Annotated in this window: 13 protein-coding genes; 5 read left to right on the top strand and 8 right to left on the bottom strand. The window is 35.0% G+C overall.

All coding sequences use genetic code 11. From position 1 onward, the window contains the following. Positions 1–267 precede the first annotated feature (267 nt). Positions 268–3,039: a bifunctional aconitate hydratase 2/2-methylisocitrate dehydratase gene (locus VB248_RS20260; protein WP_323298655.1), complete on the bottom strand. Its 2,772-nt coding sequence runs from the start codon at positions 3,037–3,039 to the stop codon at positions 268–270. Positions 3,040–3,585: 546 nt separating this feature from the next. Between VB248_RS20260 and VB248_RS20255 the strand changes: the two genes are divergently transcribed. The 3 genes from VB248_RS20255 (at position 3,586) to VB248_RS20245 (ending at position 7,337) form a co-directional block, all read left to right on the top strand. Beyond that, complete coding sequence (locus VB248_RS20255) at positions 3,586–5,853, top strand: aconitate hydratase (protein ID WP_323298654.1); 2,268 nt, start codon at positions 3,586–3,588, stop codon at positions 5,851–5,853. Positions 5,854–6,030: 177 nt separating this feature from the next. Beyond that, positions 6,031–6,918, top strand: a complete 888-nt coding sequence (locus VB248_RS20250) for an endonuclease/exonuclease/phosphatase family protein (RefSeq protein WP_323298653.1) — start codon at positions 6,031–6,033, stop codon at positions 6,916–6,918. After that, positions 6,900–7,337 carry a hypothetical protein gene (locus VB248_RS20245; protein WP_323298652.1) on the top strand — a complete coding sequence of 146 codons (438 nt, stop codon included), beginning with the start codon at positions 6,900–6,902 and terminating at the stop codon, positions 7,335–7,337. The genes VB248_RS20250 and VB248_RS20245 overlap by 19 nt, the downstream gene beginning before the upstream one ends. 103 nt (positions 7,338–7,440) lie before the next feature. Here VB248_RS20245 and VB248_RS20240 read toward each other — a convergent pair whose 3' ends face one another. Both VB248_RS20240 and VB248_RS20235 read right to left on the bottom strand, forming a co-directional pair. Beyond that, positions 7,441–8,325: an exonuclease domain-containing protein gene (locus VB248_RS20240; RefSeq protein WP_323298651.1), complete on the bottom strand. Its 885-nt coding sequence runs from the start codon at positions 8,323–8,325 to the stop codon at positions 7,441–7,443. A gap of 473 nt (positions 8,326–8,798) precedes the next feature. Beyond that, positions 8,799–9,419, bottom strand: coding sequence for a fibronectin type III domain-containing protein (locus tag VB248_RS20235; RefSeq protein ID WP_323298650.1), 621 nt, complete (start codon positions 9,417–9,419; stop codon positions 8,799–8,801). A 723-nt stretch (positions 9,420–10,142) separates the two neighbouring features. Here VB248_RS20235 and VB248_RS20230 point away from each other — a divergent pair. Together VB248_RS20230 and VB248_RS20225 are read left to right on the top strand one after the other, a co-directional pair. Beyond that, entirely contained in the window at positions 10,143–10,721 is a 579-nt protein-coding gene (locus VB248_RS20230) for a TetR/AcrR family transcriptional regulator (RefSeq protein ID WP_323298649.1), read from the top strand. Between the two features lie 99 nt (positions 10,722–10,820). Next, the gene (locus VB248_RS20225; RefSeq protein ID WP_323298648.1) at positions 10,821–11,645 is read left to right on the top strand and encodes an SDR family oxidoreductase; all 825 of its coding nucleotides are present in this window, start codon (positions 10,821–10,823) and stop codon (positions 11,643–11,645) included. Between the two features lie 160 nt (positions 11,646–11,805). On the opposite strand, the gene VB248_RS20220 is transcribed toward VB248_RS20225, so the two are convergent. The 5 genes from VB248_RS20220 to VB248_RS20200 form a co-directional block, all read right to left on the bottom strand. Further along, on the bottom strand, positions 11,806–14,367 hold the full coding sequence (locus tag VB248_RS20220) for a M14 family zinc carboxypeptidase (protein WP_323298647.1): 2,562 nt from the start codon (positions 14,365–14,367) through the stop codon (positions 11,806–11,808). A gap of 158 nt (positions 14,368–14,525) precedes the next feature. Beyond that, a complete protein-coding gene (locus VB248_RS20215) occupies positions 14,526–14,699 on the bottom strand; it encodes a hypothetical protein (protein WP_323298646.1) in 174 nt (57 codons plus the stop codon). Between the two features lie 29 nt (positions 14,700–14,728). Continuing rightward, positions 14,729–15,925 carry a hypothetical protein gene (locus tag VB248_RS20210; RefSeq protein WP_323298645.1) on the bottom strand — a complete coding sequence of 399 codons (1,197 nt, stop codon included), beginning with the start codon at positions 15,923–15,925 and terminating at the stop codon, positions 14,729–14,731. 150 nt (positions 15,926–16,075) lie between these two features. Beyond that, the gene (locus tag VB248_RS20205) at positions 16,076–16,948 is read right to left on the bottom strand and encodes a type 1 glutamine amidotransferase (protein ID WP_323298644.1); all 873 of its coding nucleotides are present in this window, start codon (positions 16,946–16,948) and stop codon (positions 16,076–16,078) included. A gap of 127 nt (positions 16,949–17,075) precedes the next feature. Beyond that, a complete protein-coding gene (locus tag VB248_RS20200) occupies positions 17,076–18,173 on the bottom strand; it encodes a carboxylate-amine ligase (protein ID WP_323298643.1) in 1,098 nt (365 codons plus the stop codon). Positions 18,174–18,364 lie beyond the last annotated feature (191 nt).

The following is an 18,364-nucleotide window of genomic DNA, read 5'->3' as shown; positions in this document are numbered from 1 at the left end:
CCTTTTTGCGATATAAAATGCTTGATAAAAGACCGCTACCTTTTATATTTTGCCAAATATATAAACTTCATTTCAAAATGTAGTTCATTTTTTTGATAACAGTCATAAAATTGCGGAATTCCATTATTTATTTAAAATGAAAATCAATACTGCGACTACATTAAATAATCTGATTTCATCAATAAAGTTTAGAGATTTTTCCTCTTTTACATAAACAACAAAAAAAGCCTGAGTTGTTGCTCAGGCTTTTTAAAATATAATATGGAATTACTTCACCAACTTGATGTGAGATGGAGCAAATTTTGTCAAATTGATACCATCTACTGCTTTTACATACTCTTCGATAGTTGGAGTTCTACCAAGTACCGTAGAAAGTACTACTACTGGCGTTGACGAAAGTAAAGATTCACCTTTCTTAGTGTCTGTATCTTCCACCACACGTCCTTGGAACAAACGAGTAGATGTTGCCATTACAGTATCGCCTTTGGAAGCCTTTTCTTGGTTACCCATACAAAGGTTACAGCCCGGACGCTCTAAGTACAACATTTTTTCGTAAGAAGTACGTGCTGCTGCTTTAGGAGCATTGTCGTCGAACTCGAAACCAGAGTATTTTTGTAATACTTCCCAGTCGCCTTCTGCTTTCAATTCGTCAACGATATTGTAAGTTGGTGGAGCAACCACAAGTGGAGCTTTGAATTCAACTTTACCATTTTGAGCTTCGATGTTTTTCAACATTTGAGCCAAAATTTTCATATCGCCTTTGTGAACCATACAAGAACCAATAAAACCAAGGTCAACTTTTTTGTCGCCACCGTAGTAAGATAATGGTCTGATAGTATCGTGTGTATATCTTTTTGAAACGTCAGCGTTGTTTACGTCTGGGTCGGCAATCATTGGTTCAGCAATTACATCCAAGTCAACTACCACCTCAGCGTAATATTTCGCATTAGCATCTGGTTTCAAGGCTGGTTTTTCACCAGATTGGATTTCTTCAATACGCTTATTAGCCTTGTCAATCAAACCTTGAAGCACTTGGTTTTTATTGTCCATGCCTTTGTCAATCATGATTTGGATTCTGCTTTTCGCAATTTCCAATGATTCAATCAAAGTAGCATCTTCTGAAATACAGATTGAAGCTTTCGCTTTCATCTCGGCAGTCCAGTCGGTAAAGGTAAAGGCTTGGTCAGCAGTCAATGTTCCAATGTGTACTTCAATTACTCTACCTTGGAACACGTTTTCTCCACCATATTGTTGAAGCATTTGTGCTTGCGTAGCGTGAACTACGTCACGGAAGTCCATATATTCTTTCATGCTACCTTTGAAAGTAACTTTTACAGAATCAGGAATTGGCATTGAAGCCTCACCCGTAGCCAAAGCCAAGGCAACAGTACCAGAGTCAGCACCGAAAGCAACACCTTTCGACATACGAGTATGAGAGTCACCACCGATGATAATTGCCCAGTCGTCAACCGTAATATCATTCAATACTTTATGAATTACGTCGGTCATTGAGTGATACACACCTTTAGGGTCACGAGCGGTAATCAAACCAAACTCGTTCATGAATTTCATCAATTTTGGAATGTTCGCTTGTGCTTTTTTATCCCAAACTGAAGCTGTGTGACAACCAGATTGATAAGCTCCGTCAACCGTAGTAGAAATAGTTGTAGCAGCCATTGACTCTAACTCTTGGGCTGTCATCAAACCAGTAGTATCTTGTGAACCTACGATATTTACTAATACACGAACATCAGAACCAGCATGTAACACTTTGCCCGGTGTAGCACCTACTGCGTTTCTGTTGAAGATTTTTTCAACCGCTGTAAGTCCTTGACCTTCATGAGAAACTTCTTTTGAAGGAGCAAATACTGGAGCAATGGCAATACCTAATAATTTAGAAGCAAACGTTTGGATTTTCTTACCAAATACGATAGCATAAGAACCACCAGCTTTGATAAATTCCATTTTTTGTGGCGTGAAAGATTTAGAAATATCAATCAACTCTTGGTCGCCATTGTATAATTTTTTTGTTTTTGTATTGATTGTCAATACAGTGCCTGTCGCTACTGAATATACTTGCTCAAGGATTGGTTCGTTGTTTTCATCACGTACAACTTTACCGTCTGCATCTACTTTCTTAACCCAGTTTTTAAGGTCAATACCGATACCACCCGTTACATCAACTGTTGTAAGGAAAATTGGTGAAATACCATTTGTTCCACCTACAATTGGAGCGAAGTTTACGAATGGAACGTAAGGACTTGCTTGTTTACCTGTCCAAAGAGCCACGTTGTTTACGCCTGACATTCTTGAAGAACCAACACCCATTGTTCCTTTTTCAGCAATCAACATCACAGATTTATCTGGGTGTTGTGCTTTCAAAGCTTCGATTTCAGCTTGAGCAGCAGGAGAAATCATACACTTTCCGTGCAATTCACGGTCTGAACGAGAGTGAGCTTGGTTACCCGGAGAAAGTAAATCTGTTGAAATATCACCTTCACCTGCGATAAAAGTAACTACTTTGATTTCTTCAGGTACATCTGGAAGTTTTGTGAAAAACTCAGCTTTGGCATAACTTTCAATAATTTCTTTTGCCGTTGCATTTCCGCTTTCAAAAGCATCTTTCAGACGTTTCAAATCTGCGTCGTACAAATAAACTTGTGTTTTCAATACATCACCAGCTTGTTTTGCAATGGCAGCATCATCGCCCAAAGCCAAATCTAATAATACTTCGATTGATGGCCCACCTTTCATGTGTGACAACAATTCAAAAGCAAAATCAGCAGTAATTTCTTTTACAACAGACTGACCAAGTATAATCTCTTTTAAAAACTTAGCCTTTGCACCAGCCGCTGGAGTAGTTCCTGGCAAAGTATTGTAGATGAAAAACTGAAGTGAATCAGCACGGTTCTCGTTGTCCAAATCTTTGATTTGTTCAATGATTTCGCTTACCAATTCAGCACTATCAATGGGCTTAGGATGAAGTCCTTGTGTTTTTCTTTCCTCGATTTCTTTAAGGTAATCGTTATAAAAGTTCATATTGAATTATTTACAGTTATTATAGTATTTCTCCTTGAGTAATTAATGCTTTAACAGACTTTATGTAAGCTTTAAATTTGCTTTTTTCTGTGAAGATTTGTCTTACAAATTTATAAAAAGCAAGTTCGATTTAAAAATTTTTTAATGAATAGGCTTTTTTGACATATATTTTCTTTGTTTTGTATTATTTTTATATGTTTTATTCGATAATTGAAACAATTAGCATAAGTTTTATCCTAAATTCAAATTGACAAAAAAAATACTGCCTTAAAGTTACAATTTTTGCTCTTGCGAGAATGACCAGAGCCTGCAAAGAACTTAAAATAATTGAAAATTGTTGTTAAAACATATACATAGCAACAGAAAATAGTAATTAGATTGTTTAAGATTAAAGTATTCATATCATTTTCGTTCATGATTCATGGATAAAGTTTCTGAAAATCGATTTGTAAATTTGTATTTTTCTTGTAAACTCATCAACTTGTACTTATCAACTACTTATTCTTTAAATCTTAAAATTTCAAGTACTCTTAAAAAAAACAGATTATGGCTTTTGACATTGAAATGATTAAAGCAGTTTACGAACGTATGCCAGCCCGTGTGGAGGCAGCCCGTAAACTTGTTGGCAGACCGCTCACTCTTACAGAAAAAATCCTTTATTCTCATTTGTGGGAAGGTACTCCTACACAAACTTTTGAAAGAGGAAAGTCTTATGTTGACTTTGCACCAGACCGTGTAGCCATGCAAGATGCTACGGCACAAATGGCCTTGTTGCAATTCATGCAGGCGGGTCGTCCGAAAGTGGCAGTGCCTTCTACCGTTCACTGCGACCACTTAATTGAAGCGAAAGTTTCTTCTTCGACAGACTTAGCCGTGGCAGTTGATAAAAACAAAGAAGTATATGATTTCCTTTCTTCTGTTTCTGATAAATATGGTTTAGGTTTCTGGAAGCCAGGGGCAGGGATTATTCACCAAGTAGTATTAGAAAATTACGCTTTCCCAGGCGGTATGATGATTGGTACTGACTCGCATACGGTAAATGCAGGTGGTTTGGGTATGATTGCCATTGGTGTTGGTGGAGCTGATGCTTGCGACGTAATGGCAGGTTTGGCTTGGGAATTGAAATTCCCTAAACTCATCGGGGTAAAATTAACTGGTAAATTAAACGGCTGGACTTCTGCTAAAGACGTAATCTTGAAAGTAGCAGGGATTCTTACGGTAAAAGGCGGTACTGGTTGTATTGTAGAGTACTTCGGAGAAGGCGTTACTTCTATGTCGTGTACAGGTAAAGGTACAATTGCCAATATGGGTGCTGAAATTGGTGCAACCACTTCTACCTTCGGTTACGATGAATCAATGGCTCGTTACTTGTCTTCAACTGGTCGTGCTGAAGTAGCTGCTTTGGCTGATACTATTAAAGAACATTTGACTGCCGACCCAGAAGTGTATGCCGACCCAGCTACCTATTTCGACCAAGTAATTGAAATTGATTTAGATACTTTAGAACCTCATTTGAACGGCCCTTTCACACCAGATTTAGCAACGCCTATTTCTCAAATGAAAGCATTAGCGGAGAAAAACGGCTGGCCAACAAAAGTAGAAGTAGGCTTGATTGGTTCTTGTACGAACTCATCTTATGAAGATATTTCTCGTGCTGCTTCTTTGGCTAAACAAGTAGCAGCCAAAGGTTTGAAAACAAAAGCAGAATATACCATTACGCCTGGTTCTGAACAAGTACGTTACACTATCGAACGTGATGGATTTATTGATACTTTCAATTCTATTGGTGGTAAAGTATTCTCTAATGCTTGCGGCCCATGTATTGGTCAGTGGGCTCGTCCGGGTGCTGAGAAAGGGGAGAAGAACACCATCGTTCACTCTTTCAACCGTAACTTCGCTAAACGTGCGGATGGAAATCCAAATACTTATGCTTTCGTAGGTTCTCCTGAAATAGTAACTGCTTTGGCGATTGCAGGTGATTTAACTTTCAATCCTTTAACTGATTATTTGACAAACGAAGCGGGTGAACAAGTAAAATTAGACGCTCCGACTGGTGATGAATTACCAACAAAAGGATTTGCTGTTGAGGATGCAGGTTATCAAGCTCCTGCTGAAGATGGTTCTTCGGTAGAAGTAAAAGTTTCTCCAACTTCTGACCGTCTTCAATTGTTAGACCCATTCACTCCTTGGGAAGGTACAGACTTAAAAGGCTTGAAATTATTAATTAAAGCCAAAGGTAAATGTACAACCGACCATATTTCGATGGCTGGTCCTTGGTTGAAATACCGTGGTCACTTAGACAATATTTCTAACAACATGTTGATTGGTGCGTTGAATTACTTCAACGAGAAAACCGATAAAGTTAAAAACCAATTAACAGGTGAATATGGCCCAGTTCCTGCTACGCAACGTGCTTATAAAGCGGCAGGCATCGGAACAATCGTAGTGGGTGATTCAAACTATGGTGAAGGTTCATCACGTGAACACGCAGCCATGGAGCCTCGTCACTTGGGAGTTCGTGTGGTATTGGTGAAATCTTTTGCTCGTATTCACGAAACTAACTTGAAGAAACAAGGAATGTTAGCGATTACTTTTGCCAATGAAGCAGATTATGATTTAATCCAAGAAGACGATATTATCGACATCATTGGTTTGACAACTTTCACTCCGGGCGTTCAATTACAAGTAGTATTGAACCACACTGACGGCTCAAGTGATACCATTGCAGTAAATCACTCTTACAACGACCAACAAATTGAATGGTTTAAAGCAGGTGGTGCATTGAATATTATTCGTGCTAATGTAGGGAAGTAATTCTCAGTAAATTATATCAAAAACTCCTTCATCAATTTGTTTAATGAGGGAGTTTTTTTTTATGATTGAGTATTTTTAACTCAAAAAACTACCTCAGTTGTATGATTATTTTTTGAAATTAAAATCAAATCCTATAAGTTTGAATATCAGTTTAATAGACTTAATGCCTATACCGTTATGAAAGTTTATAGAGACAGTTTAATCGAAAATTCAGATACAATAAACATTGCTTTTTGGAATATAAATAAAAAGGAGCTAAGTGATTTATTAGTTGAATTTACCCATGAAAACAATGTAGATATACTATGCCTTGCAGAAGTACATGAAAATACGGTTTCGGAATTTATAAAGAAAATCAATAGCTTTGATGCTAACGATTACAAGCAAATTACAGCTTCCAAAGATAAAGTGATTGTGATTTCAAGGTATCCAGAAGACAATTTTATTGATAAAAGCAATTTGTATTCTTCAAAAAGATTTACGGCTCATTACTTTCAAATACCTCTATTAATAGAGTTTAATCTAATAACACTTCACTTTCATTCTAAACAAAATTGGTCTGATATAAGTCAAGCAATGGAGTGTGCTACTTTAGCACAAGCGATTCGTGAGATTGAAAAGAATACCCAAAGTTCAAATACAATTGTTATTGGTGATTTTAATATGAACCCATTTGAAATTGGAATGCTTTCAACTAATGGATTTCATGCAATTCCTGATTTAGCTTTAGCCAATCAGTCTAAAAGTAGAAAAGTGGACGATGTTCATTATCCTTTTTTCTATAATCCAATGTGGAATTTTTTTGGTGATTTTCAAGAGCCTTCAGGTACTTTTTATTATCGCTCATCTCAAAGTATTAGTTACGAATGGCATATATTTGACCAAGTAATTTTCAGACCCTCAGTTGCGGAATATTTGGATGATAATTATATGGAAATCATCACTAAAGTTTTTACAGAATCTTTGTTAAGTCCTTTAAAAAGACCAGACAGTAAATTGTATTCTGATCATTTACCAATTATCTTTAAATTAAACACTCGAAAAAAATGGCAGCTACAACAATAAATATTTGGGATGGATTGACCATTCCAGAACATACAAAAACTAAATCAGCATTTGATTTATTGAAAGAACAAAATTCTCTTGAAGAACAGACAGAACAGGAGCTAAAGATGAAAGTCGAATCTCAAGAAGTATTACTGGAAGAAGATAACCAAATACTTGGTAATGGCAGACTTTATATTTTGTATGTACTTGCTCCAAATTTAGGAGGATTGAGACGTAAAATTATAACAGTGGTTGAAGGAAAGTATAATGGTAAATTTCCAGTAGATATCATTTGTCACATAGATGAACAAAAAGAAATTGCTGTTGATGAGGATAGTTTTCTATCTAAAGTACAAGAAATTTTAAGTAGAAAGTCGGTAAAAGATACGATTATAAATCTTTATGTGAGTAGCATCGAAAACAAGAGAAATAAATAAAAAATAGCCTTTCAATTAATTATGAGATATGAATTATGAGTTATTTCTTTCATGGTATAATTAATTCATTTCTCATAATTAGGGTTCTATTAAAAGCTGTTTTTTACTCCGAAAGCATCTCTAAAAACCTTTCTTCATTAATTATCTGTATCGTACTTCCTTCTCTTACTAATTTTTCTGCTCTTTTTACTTTAGAGGATTTGTAGCCTTTGTTGGAATCTTGTTGACCAACAATAAGATAATCTGTATGAGGACTGATAAAATTGGTGGTATAACCGCCCAAACGTTTTATCAAAGCTTCTGATTCTTTTCTTACAAAATGGTCTAAAGTACCTGTAAATACTACTTCTTTTTTTCTGAATAAGTTAGTTTCACTTTCATTTATCGTTCCTGTGAATACTTTTTTTATGGCTCGTCCACTGGCAAAGGCTTGTTTTTTGGCTTGTCTTCTCGACTGGAGTAATTTCACCTCCTCAACGCTTGTTACTGAAAGTTCTTCTAAGATTTTAAGCACCAAATGTGCACAGGCTTCTGCATCGGCTAAGGCATTATGATGCTCAAAAGTATAATTATCAAGTTTGGCATTCACTAAAGTACTCAATCCATAACCTCTTTCGCCTTGCCAAGCTACTCTCGATAACGCTATCGAACATACTTCTCTTAATGGAGGTATTTGTAATTGATAATGCGTACAAACACTTCTCAGAACAGAAAAATCAAAACTTGCACTATGAGCCACCACGGTTTGATGGGCTAAAATAGGTTGTAGTTCATCCCAAATCTCACTAAAAGTAGGTTTATCAACCAAATCCGACAAAGCAATATTATGTACTCTATTTTGATAATAACCCATCTCGAAGGGAGTAGGCTTTATCAACCATTCTTTTCTTTCTACGATAATTCCATTTTCCACCTTCACAAGTCCCAAAGCACAAGCACTCATGGGAGAATTATTAGCAGTTTCAAAATCTATGGCAACAAAATTCATTCTTTCAATTTTAAGGTTAGCTTGTAGGATTGACGATTATCAGAAAATAGCGAGACCCTCTAAGCTTATACTGAGGTAAAATAATATATTCTTTGCATTTTTCCAATTTTTGGTAAGTATTCACTCAAAGCCAATTGTTGATGATATTTAAAAATAAAGGATAAGCATTATTCCCTATTGATTTTCAATTAAGTATTGAAGCCATTAAACATATTGATTTACATCAAATTGAGAAATATAAGTAATCTTGATATAAATCAATATAAGTTTTAAAAAGCCTCATAGAGGCGAAAACTTTGTAGTTAAAATATTAAGAATAAAATCCATCTCATCTTTATCCGAGCAAAATGTTTTCAAGATTAGATAATAAAAATGACAATTTGGCGATAAAAGAAAATATATTAGCCTACTAAAAAGGGATTGATGATAGTTTTGTTTCATCAATCCCTTTGTCATTATATAGGTTTGAATTCTCACAAGACATAACTAAAAACCACATCCGAATACACCAAGATTGGTTCTTTGCCTACTGCGGCTACTTTGATGGCGTATTCTGTACCTGATTGTAGGTTTTCAAATATGATTTTTTTGCGACTGATGATATGCGTTTCCCAAATGCTTGTTTCTGTAATAGGAGCAGTCGTAATCTGATAAATATAGCTTTTGGCCCTGTTTATTCTATCTATATTGGCGATTAAAGTACCTTTCACTGGGCCGTTGACTACTGTCAAATTGCTGGGTTTGGCTAAAATGCCGACGGGTTTTCCTTTCTTTTTAATCTCAAAACCAGAACTTTTGGCAATTACTTCATTGTCCAAACAATTCATATTCACATACAAACCCAATAATTCCAATTGTTTTTCTAAAACACTTCTACAATCTTTTTTATGAAGGGTTGCTTGTTTACGTCCAGTCTTGGAAGCTACCAAAGCATCTACAAAAGCCATTCTGCTTTGATTAATTTCCTCTAAACTGGGTTGAGGATTAGGGAAATGAGGGTTTTCCGATAAACTCCGAATAATTGCCGAAGTCTTGACATTTAATTCATTTTCTCTGTATCGTTTAAAACTTCTGAGGATAGTGATTTTAGGCACATCATTGAGTGTTTTAAATGTTGAACATTGATGGTATAAAGTAGATAATTAAGGCATTGATTTAGAATGACTTAATCTTAAAATTTTCATTTAAAGATAAGTTTTTTTTAAATATTCAGCTCAAATTATTCTTCAAAAAATAGATTAATTTTATCTCAGAATAGCTTTATCTATCAGCAATTTCTATTTTTTTCTTGTTCACAAAAAAATAAAATAGTGTAACAATGCAATGGCTTATTGTAACACGTAAACACTTTAATGTAGTATAACAATGACTCATTGTAACACGTAAAAACTTTAATGTAGTATAACAATGACCCATTGTAAGACGTAAAAATTATAAAGTAGTGTTACAATGACCCATTGTAACACGTAAAAACTTTAATGTAGTATAACAATGACTTATTGTAACACGTAAAAATTATAAAGTAATGTAACAATGACCCATTGTTACACGTAAAAATTGTAATGCAGTGTTACAATGGCTTGTTGTAACATTTAAAAACTTTCCTTTATTGCTACAAAAGATTGAGATAAAATAGCTTAGATGTAAAATGTATTCTTTTACTGTCTAAAGAGATTTTGTTTACAAAATGAATACTTTACGAGAGATTTACGAAGATAGGATTCAGAACTAAATAAAATTTAATTCAAAAAAAGTTTGTTATTTATTTTATAAATGAAATAATATTCATTTATATTTGTGCCATCAAATTAACCAGTATGAGAATTAAAGACGAAAGTAAAGAGAGTATAATATTTGAAACAGCATTATTGATGATTTCAAAAACAGGATTGTCAGGATTGAAAATGAGTCAACTTGCCAAAGAAGCTAATATCGCTACTGGCACAGTATATATTTATTTCAAAGACAAAGACGAGTTGATAAGAAAACTCTATTTATACTTGTTGAAGAAAACCACGCTTGATTATTCAAAAGGATTAGATGAAAATGTACCTTTGAAATTAAAAATCAAAATATTGACTTTTAATTACTTAGCTGAAAGTATTTTGCATCCAGAGTATGGAGCTTTTTTTGAACAATACTTTCGTTCTCCCTTTTTTGTTGAGAATGAAATGATTAAAAATGAAGAAAATACTGTGTTAGGGCCTATTTATGAATTAGTGATTGAAGGACAAAAACAAGCGATTATCAAGAATATCAATCCAGAATTATTAGTTTCGCTTGTCTGCGGAATGCTGAATGAAGTAGCAAAAGAAAGTATCTATACCCAATCTGGAATAGAAAAAATAGATTGGGAAAGCATTTTTACCGTTATTTGGGATGGTATCAAAAGCTAAACTGTTTTTCTGAATCGTAAAAATATCATTTATGTTATCAATAAATGATATTTTTTTAAATTTAAAATGAATAAAAATTCACTAATAATAAGCAAAAAAATGAAAACAGTATTAATAACAGGAACATCATCAGGGATTGGCAAAGCCGCAGTAAAGTATTTTTCAGAACAAGGTTGGCAAGTAGCAGCCACTATGCGTACACCACAAAAAGAACATGAATTAGGCTTACTGCCCAATGTAAAACTCTATCCTTTGGATGTTACAGACGATGAAAGTATTCAATCAGCCATTCAAGCAAGTATCAAAGACTTTGGAGGAATTGATGTAGTGGTGAATAATGCTGGCTACGGTGCAGTTGGCATTTTTGAAAAAGCCACAAAAGAACAAATTCAAAAGCAATTTGAAACCAATGTTTTTGGCGTAATGAATGTTACCAGACAAATTCTTCCTTATTTCAGAGAAAAAAATGCAGGGACAATTATTAATGTAACCTCAATGGGCGGACGCATTACTTTTCCCATTTATAGTGTCTATCATGGTACGAAATGGGCTGTGGAAGGCTGGGCAGAAGCTTTGCAATTTGAATTAAGACCATTCAATATAAAGATTAAAAACGTAGAACCGGGTGCTATTAAGACTGATTTTTATGAGCGTTCAATGGATTTATTTAAGAAAGAGGGTTTGAATACATACAACGAGTATGAACAAATCGTTTATCAAAATAGTCAAAAAGCTGGGGAGACAGCACCTTTACCCATCGTAGTAGCAAAGACAATTTTCAAAGCTGCTACTGATAACAGCAATAAATTACGTTATCCTTCTTCTCCGCAATCGGCGATGCTTTTATTTTTAAGATGGCTTTTACCTTTGAAAACATTCATGGCAATTGTTAGGTCTGTAGTGGAGAAGGGATTTAAAAAGTAATTGAATTTTTTGTCATACTGAACGAAGTAAGAGCAGTTAAGTAAATACTAAATGTTAGCAAAGAAGGATAAATGAGTTTTGTGAAGACTGAGAAAGATAAAAAAGTGGTCAATTAATAGAACTGACCACTTTTTTATTTGCATGAAAATAGAGATTTATATTATTCTTCCTCCGCCGCAAAAGCCCCATTTTGGCTGATGCTTGTTCCGAAGAAAAGAGCATTTAAAAATAATTTGTTTGTACCAAACCAAGTACCTCTGAAATTTGGATTATCAGAAAATAAAACTACCCTTCCGTTGCCTTCATAAGCGATATTGATGGCGGAAGAATTGGCAATTCTTTTTAATGATTCTGGATGAACATAACCACAAATTCTTGGATTGGCAGTATAAACCAATACCGAATTGGCAGCACCAATACTTCTTTCTAAAATCGTATTGTTGTTGCGATAAATTGGCATTTTTTTGCTGGTAAAACCAAAACCTATTGGGTGACTAAGGTCTAATTCTGCTTCGAAAATTGCTCCGCCAGTTTGTTTTGCTCCCTCCAAGTTTTGTATGTCTTCAAAATTGATACGTGCTTTGGTTCTACTGGTATCTTGTTTGATTTCTCTGAGCTTCTCCTTCACAATTCCTTGCTTAATAGCCCATTCCGAAGCCGTTTTTTGCGTAATTAATGTCCCTCCATTGGCTACCCAAGTTTTAATTTTATCAACCGAAGCTTTGTCTAAACTTGCATAATTTCCACCTGCCAATACGATAGTATTATAACGATTGAGGTTGAGTCTTGGAAAATTATATACTTCTACTTTCGTGATTGGCATTCCTACTTTTGTATCTAATAAATGCCAAATTTCACCAACTTCTGAGGATACCACACCGCCACCTGTTAGAATCATTGCTTGAGGTTTTTTGACGGTTTGAAAAGCATTACTTCCCAAATCAATGCCCGAAGTACTAAAACCAGTATTGATACTTTCGACAATAACGCCCGTATTCTGACTAATTTTAATAAGTGTTTGGTACAAAGCCTCGGCATCTTGTGCTTGTTTTTGCACTGGAATCAAGAGCGTTCCGTAGCTGTATGTTTTTCCGCCAATGCTAAAAGATTTAAAAGCGGTTTTAACAATCAATTGATTTTCTAAAAGTTGATAGAGTGCTTTTGGAGCATAAAAATCTGTCCATTCTATCAAATAAGCATAATTACTTTTGGTCGGCAAAGTCGGATTCAATACCAAATCTTTAGCGGTGATTTTATCGCCTTTGGTTATTTCTCGTTTCAGTTCTGTGTGCGGTAAATTATAAGCCAAAGCCAAATTCCAAGCCGAAGCATCATAAAAAAGGCTATCTGCAAAAGTAGTAGGGCGGTCGAAAATAGAACGAATCATCAAGTACTGTGGCTGTGCCGTAGGAATCACAATGGCTTTTCCTTTCTTGAATACTTGTCCGTTTTCGGAAATATCACTCTGAATATGATAAAAATCTATATGATGTTGGAGCAACATATCCCAGAAAGCACGGTTTCTACTTTGGTCGCTGGCATCGCCAATCAAATACTCTTTTGTGAGGGAGTTTTTCCCTTGTGCAATGGTTTCCGAATAAAAATTACGTTGATGTTTCAGTAAATTTTCTTTTTCAGCCAAAGAAGCACGAATGGTTGCCAATACATTTACAAATTGATTGCGAATGGTAAAGCCAAAAGTTAAATCTCCATGCTGAGATTCCTGTACGTGTCCACGAGAACTGGCTTGTTCAAAAAGCAAACCTAATCCGCCTTGCATATCTGGATAACTTGAACCATAACCGGGGTACAAATTATCAAAAGACTCTTTGGTATAATACAGCGAGCCGATTTCGTTCATGGCTTTTTCAAAATGTTTAGCAAAGCTTGTATTCAAGGTTTTATAAACATACTTGGGTACTAATGGATTTTCAGCATTTTCTTTCGTAGGTTCAAAGAAATGCGTGGCATTTGTTCCCATTTCGTGGAAATCCGTCACCACATTAGGCAACCATTGATGATAAAATGCCAAACGATTTCTACTTTCTACGTGTACCGCCAAGTACCAGTCACGATTCAAATCAAACCAATAATGATTGGTTCTTCCACCTGGAAAAACTTCATTATGTTCACGGTCGTTAGGGTCGGCAACCATCGGATTTCCTTTGTGCATATTTGCCCAATGCGTATGTCTGTCTCTACCATCTGGATTGATAACAGGTTCCATCAGAATCACAGCATCGTTCAACCAAGCCAAAGCCTCTGGGTCTTCGCTGGCAGTAAGATAATAAGCCGAAAGGAGAGAAGCCTCGCCACCCGAAGGTTCGTTACCATGCACATTATAACCCAACCAAACGATTAAAGGTGTTTTTGAAAGGTCGGGCATGGGTTTAGAAGGGTCGGTAAGTGCCAAATGGTTTTGTCTGATTTCTTCTAAGCGAGTAATATTTTTAGGATTAGAGAAAGCAACGATAATTTGTTCACGGTGTTCGTAAGTTTCGCCGATGCGTTGCACCGTCACACGGTCTGAAAGACGGTCTAATTCTTTCATGTACTCCACAATTTTATCCCAACGAGTATGATGCGAGCCGATAGGATAACCTAAAAATTGTTCGGGAGAAGGAATGGCAGGATTGAGTTTTTTGGCAGGAAGAAAATAATCGTTTTGAGCAAAAGAAAAGTGGAAAATGCCTAAAAATAGGCACAATAAAATGTTTTTCATGGAATTTAGTTTTGTTGTTATGAATTTGATAAGTAAAGATAAACTTTTTGGCGAATAACACACAAAACAGAGAGAGGAGAAATAAGGAGAATATTGGCTTGAAATGCTAATGGGTAAAGTGAAGTTACCCATTACGATAATGATTTCCGAAAATACAATTACTTATTTTCAGTAAGTTTTTGTTTAATATTTATTACAAAATCAATACTGACACTGGCAAAATCAGCAATTTCATTAATAGTATGAGTACTTTTGGTAAGTAACTTTTCAATCATCTTTTTTTTAGCGTTGATGACAAGATAATCATTCTCGGCATCAATATATTTATCCATGTTCTGAATCATATCTTTTTTATCAATATTTACTTTTCCATAAAACAAATACTTCCACCCACCCAATCAAAATCTTTATTGAAGCGTACTCCAATCATTTCACCTCTTGAAAGTCTGGCTAAGTTGGTTAATAGCATTGGTCTTGCTTCGTCTTTTTGCCAGATATACAACATTCTGATTTCCGCTTTTACTTGCGTTCCATCAGTTGTTTGTATTACTGGTTGGTATTGTACTTTTTTCTGTAAAATATAATTTTCTGGGTCAGGAATCGACGTTAAATCGCTTTTATCAATATTAATTTTTACGCCTGTTCCTGCAAATGAAAACAAAGGTTTAAGTACATAATCCGATAAATTTTCCGGAAAATTGCCTTGATAATCACTTAAAAACTGACAAGCTGGAATATAAGGATTTTTCAAAAAAGGCATCGTGTATTTACTGATTCTGAAAAACCAATTGGGGTGACCAATCCACTCTACTTCTACATCGTCTGTTAAATTGAAATCAGTTTTTAAATCAGGAAAATTAGTTAAATCGTCAAATATCAGACGATTATAAATGCGATGGATAGGCGTTTTTACACCTTCGTTCATATAAAAAAGCTTTTTGCCTTCTTTGATAATTTGGGTAAGACAAACCGCTTTTACGCCAATCAAGTTTTCGGTTACTTCAAAATCAACTTTGGTTTTTTGTTTTTCTGGATATATTTCTAACAGAATTACATTTTCAGTTTTTTCATCGCCCACAATTAGTTTACGAAATGCTTCAATGTAAGATTTTCTATCAAAATCATTAAACATAAAATCGTAATTGTCAGGAATAGCGTAATGTTTTTGAAAGGTTTCTGAAAGTAAATATTGAAAACCAAAAAGCGAAGGAAAGCCTTGTAATTCAATTAATTGAGGTACGAATTCTCCTTCTTCATCTTGACAAACAGCAAAATCTATCGCCAAAAAAGAAGTATGTTCATTTTCATTCGGCACGTTTTGATGTGCTGGAATTGCTTTTTCAGTTTTTGCTTTGAAATCATCTTGTGCAATAACATCAATGATACTCTCGCAAGTAAGTATCAGTTTCTCTTTGAATGCTTTTGGTACAAAAATAGGCGTTTCAGCGACTCTAAATTCTATTGAACCCTGAGTCGCTCTGTTTAAATCTGCCAAAAATACCTGATACTTTTCTTGAGAAAAAGATTGGTTAAAGGAGGTTCTAAGGTCTTTTTGCATAAAAAGAGTGGGTTTATTCAATCAATTTTTAATGTAAAACAAAATAAATAAGATGGTGCAAGCTATTGGTTTCAGCTTTCGGATGTCGGATTTCGGTCTTACTAATCAATTTTTTTTAGAAGTATTTTACCATATTTCCGAAATCAGAAATCACAAATCCGCAATAGAAAGTGCTTGTTGACTGATGGTAGAATAGGCTTTTTCAAGAAATGTTGGAATGATGATAGATTCCGTCAACATAATTTTGTCGGGGTCATCAAGCTTTGTAATCATATCGTTATACTTCTCAATTCCATGTGTTTTAATTACAGCTTTCCGTTTTTCTTCCGACAGCAATAATTTCAACATCCCTTGTGCATCTGCTTCTGGATGAAATTGCGTACCAAATACTTCTTTTGAAAAACGAATTGCCATAATGGCACGCTCTAAATTTACGTGTGGACGTTCTTTTTCCATGCGTAAAATCTGTACGCCTAATTCTTTGATAATTTTTAAATTAGGACTTACTAATTGATAATCACGAGAATCAACGACAAAAAATGGGTCTGGCAAACCTTCAAATAAGAGTTCTTTGTTAGTCGTGTCAATTGGATGGACTGGAAAAACGCCAAATGAAGTACTTCTTCGTTTGGTTACTTTCCCGATTTCTAAATGACGAGCCACTAATTGAAAGGAATGACAAATCAAAAACAAGAATTTAGGCGTGCTTTCTCCACTTGTTACTTCCGCTGATTTATTATGTTCAAAAATAGAATCAATCAAAGCAAAATAGGGTTTTTCCCAAGCTTCATCTGAGGGAAGTGGACTTCCCGGCCCGCCCGAAGAAATATAAATATCGTGTTCCAAACTTGGAATTTCTGTATTGGCACGAACATTATAAACCTGTGTAATTACCTCAATTTGTTGCTTATCTTGAAATTCTTTAATCAAATTAATGATACAACGCATGCCTTCGCCAGCTACGTTGTCGTACATATCTAATACTGCTATTTTTAGAGGCTTTACAGCCGAAATATTTTGCATTTTACAATTGTTGATGTGAAATGGTAATAAAAAAATAATGATTAATTCATCATAAAATTGCTGCAATTTACTAAAAATAGCCTTAAAATCAATTTGTTATGATTAGAGAGAGCTTTTGCCGTGAAACTTAAATGCCAAATTTTGTTTCTTGTACGATAAAATCAACTACGCTTTTTAAGTCATTTGTTTTTTCAAAAACAGCCAATTGTCTGTCGGCACCAGTACCATTTTTTAAGATTTCATTGATGTAAGCTACTTCATTTCGGCTTCCCAATTCGTCTAAAACATCATCTACAAAATCCAATAATTCACCACATAAATCGCTGTAAGGTACTTCTTCTTGTTTCCCAAAATCAATTAGTTTTCCAGAAATTCCATACCTTGCTGCACGCCATTTATTTTCGTTGATAAGTACTTTTCTGTATGGTCTGAAATTGAGATTTTGCTTCATCAGTTTATGAATCTTCGCTACCAAAGCTTGCATCAATGCCGCTAAACAGATAGTTTCATCAACACGCATCGGAATATCACAAATTCTAAATTCGATAGTGTCGTAATAAGGATGCAAACGAATATCCCACCAGATTTTTTTACCGCTGTCGATACATTTGGTTTTTACCAACAAAGCGATGTACTCGTCGTACTCGTTGGCAGAAGCAAAAAATTCTGGAATACCAGTTCTTGGAAATTTGTCGAATACTTTTGAGCGATAAGATTTAAAACCCGTATTTCTTCCGCACCAAAAAGGCGAATTGGTAGAAAGTGCATAAATATGAGGCAAAAAGTAACGAACAGCATTCAAGATTTGGATGCCTTCATTTCTGCTTTGAATTCCCACGTGAACGTGCAAGCCAAAAATCAAATTCCCACGGGCTACATCACGCATTTCTTCAATCAAAGAATCATAATGTGGACTTGGGGTAATCAGTTGGTCTTGCCAATCTGAAAATGGATGTGTGCCTGCTGCCGCTACTTGTAAATTATTTTGGTCGGCAAGCTCAATAATATGTCTTCTGAGTTCCGTTACTTCTGCTCTTGCTTCTTGAATATTATGGCAAATGTTTGTGCCAACTTCTACAACAGCTTGGTGCATTTCCGCTTTTACTCTTTCTTGTAAAGTAATGCGTCCGCCGTCCACAATTTTACTCATGTGCGAACGAAGTTCACGAGTAATTGGGTCGATAGTTTGAAATTCTTCTTCGATTCCGAGTGTAAATAAAGGCATAATTTAGAGGGGTTTATGAGCGATTAGTAGTAATGAATGCAAGTGATAATGCAGAATTATGAATTATAAATTATGAGTTATGTTTTTTATTTTCAATAACTTATAATATATTTTGATCAAAAATAATTTTGCACGATTACTTAATTTACAATACGTTTATTTTTTGCAAACAATTGGTAATTAGAAACATA

The organism is Arcicella rigui (genome assembly GCF_034929435.1).
Taxonomy (GTDB): domain Bacteria; phylum Bacteroidota; class Bacteroidia; order Cytophagales; family Spirosomataceae; genus Arcicella; species Arcicella rigui.
This window is presented reverse-complemented; position numbering and strand designations above follow the sequence as displayed.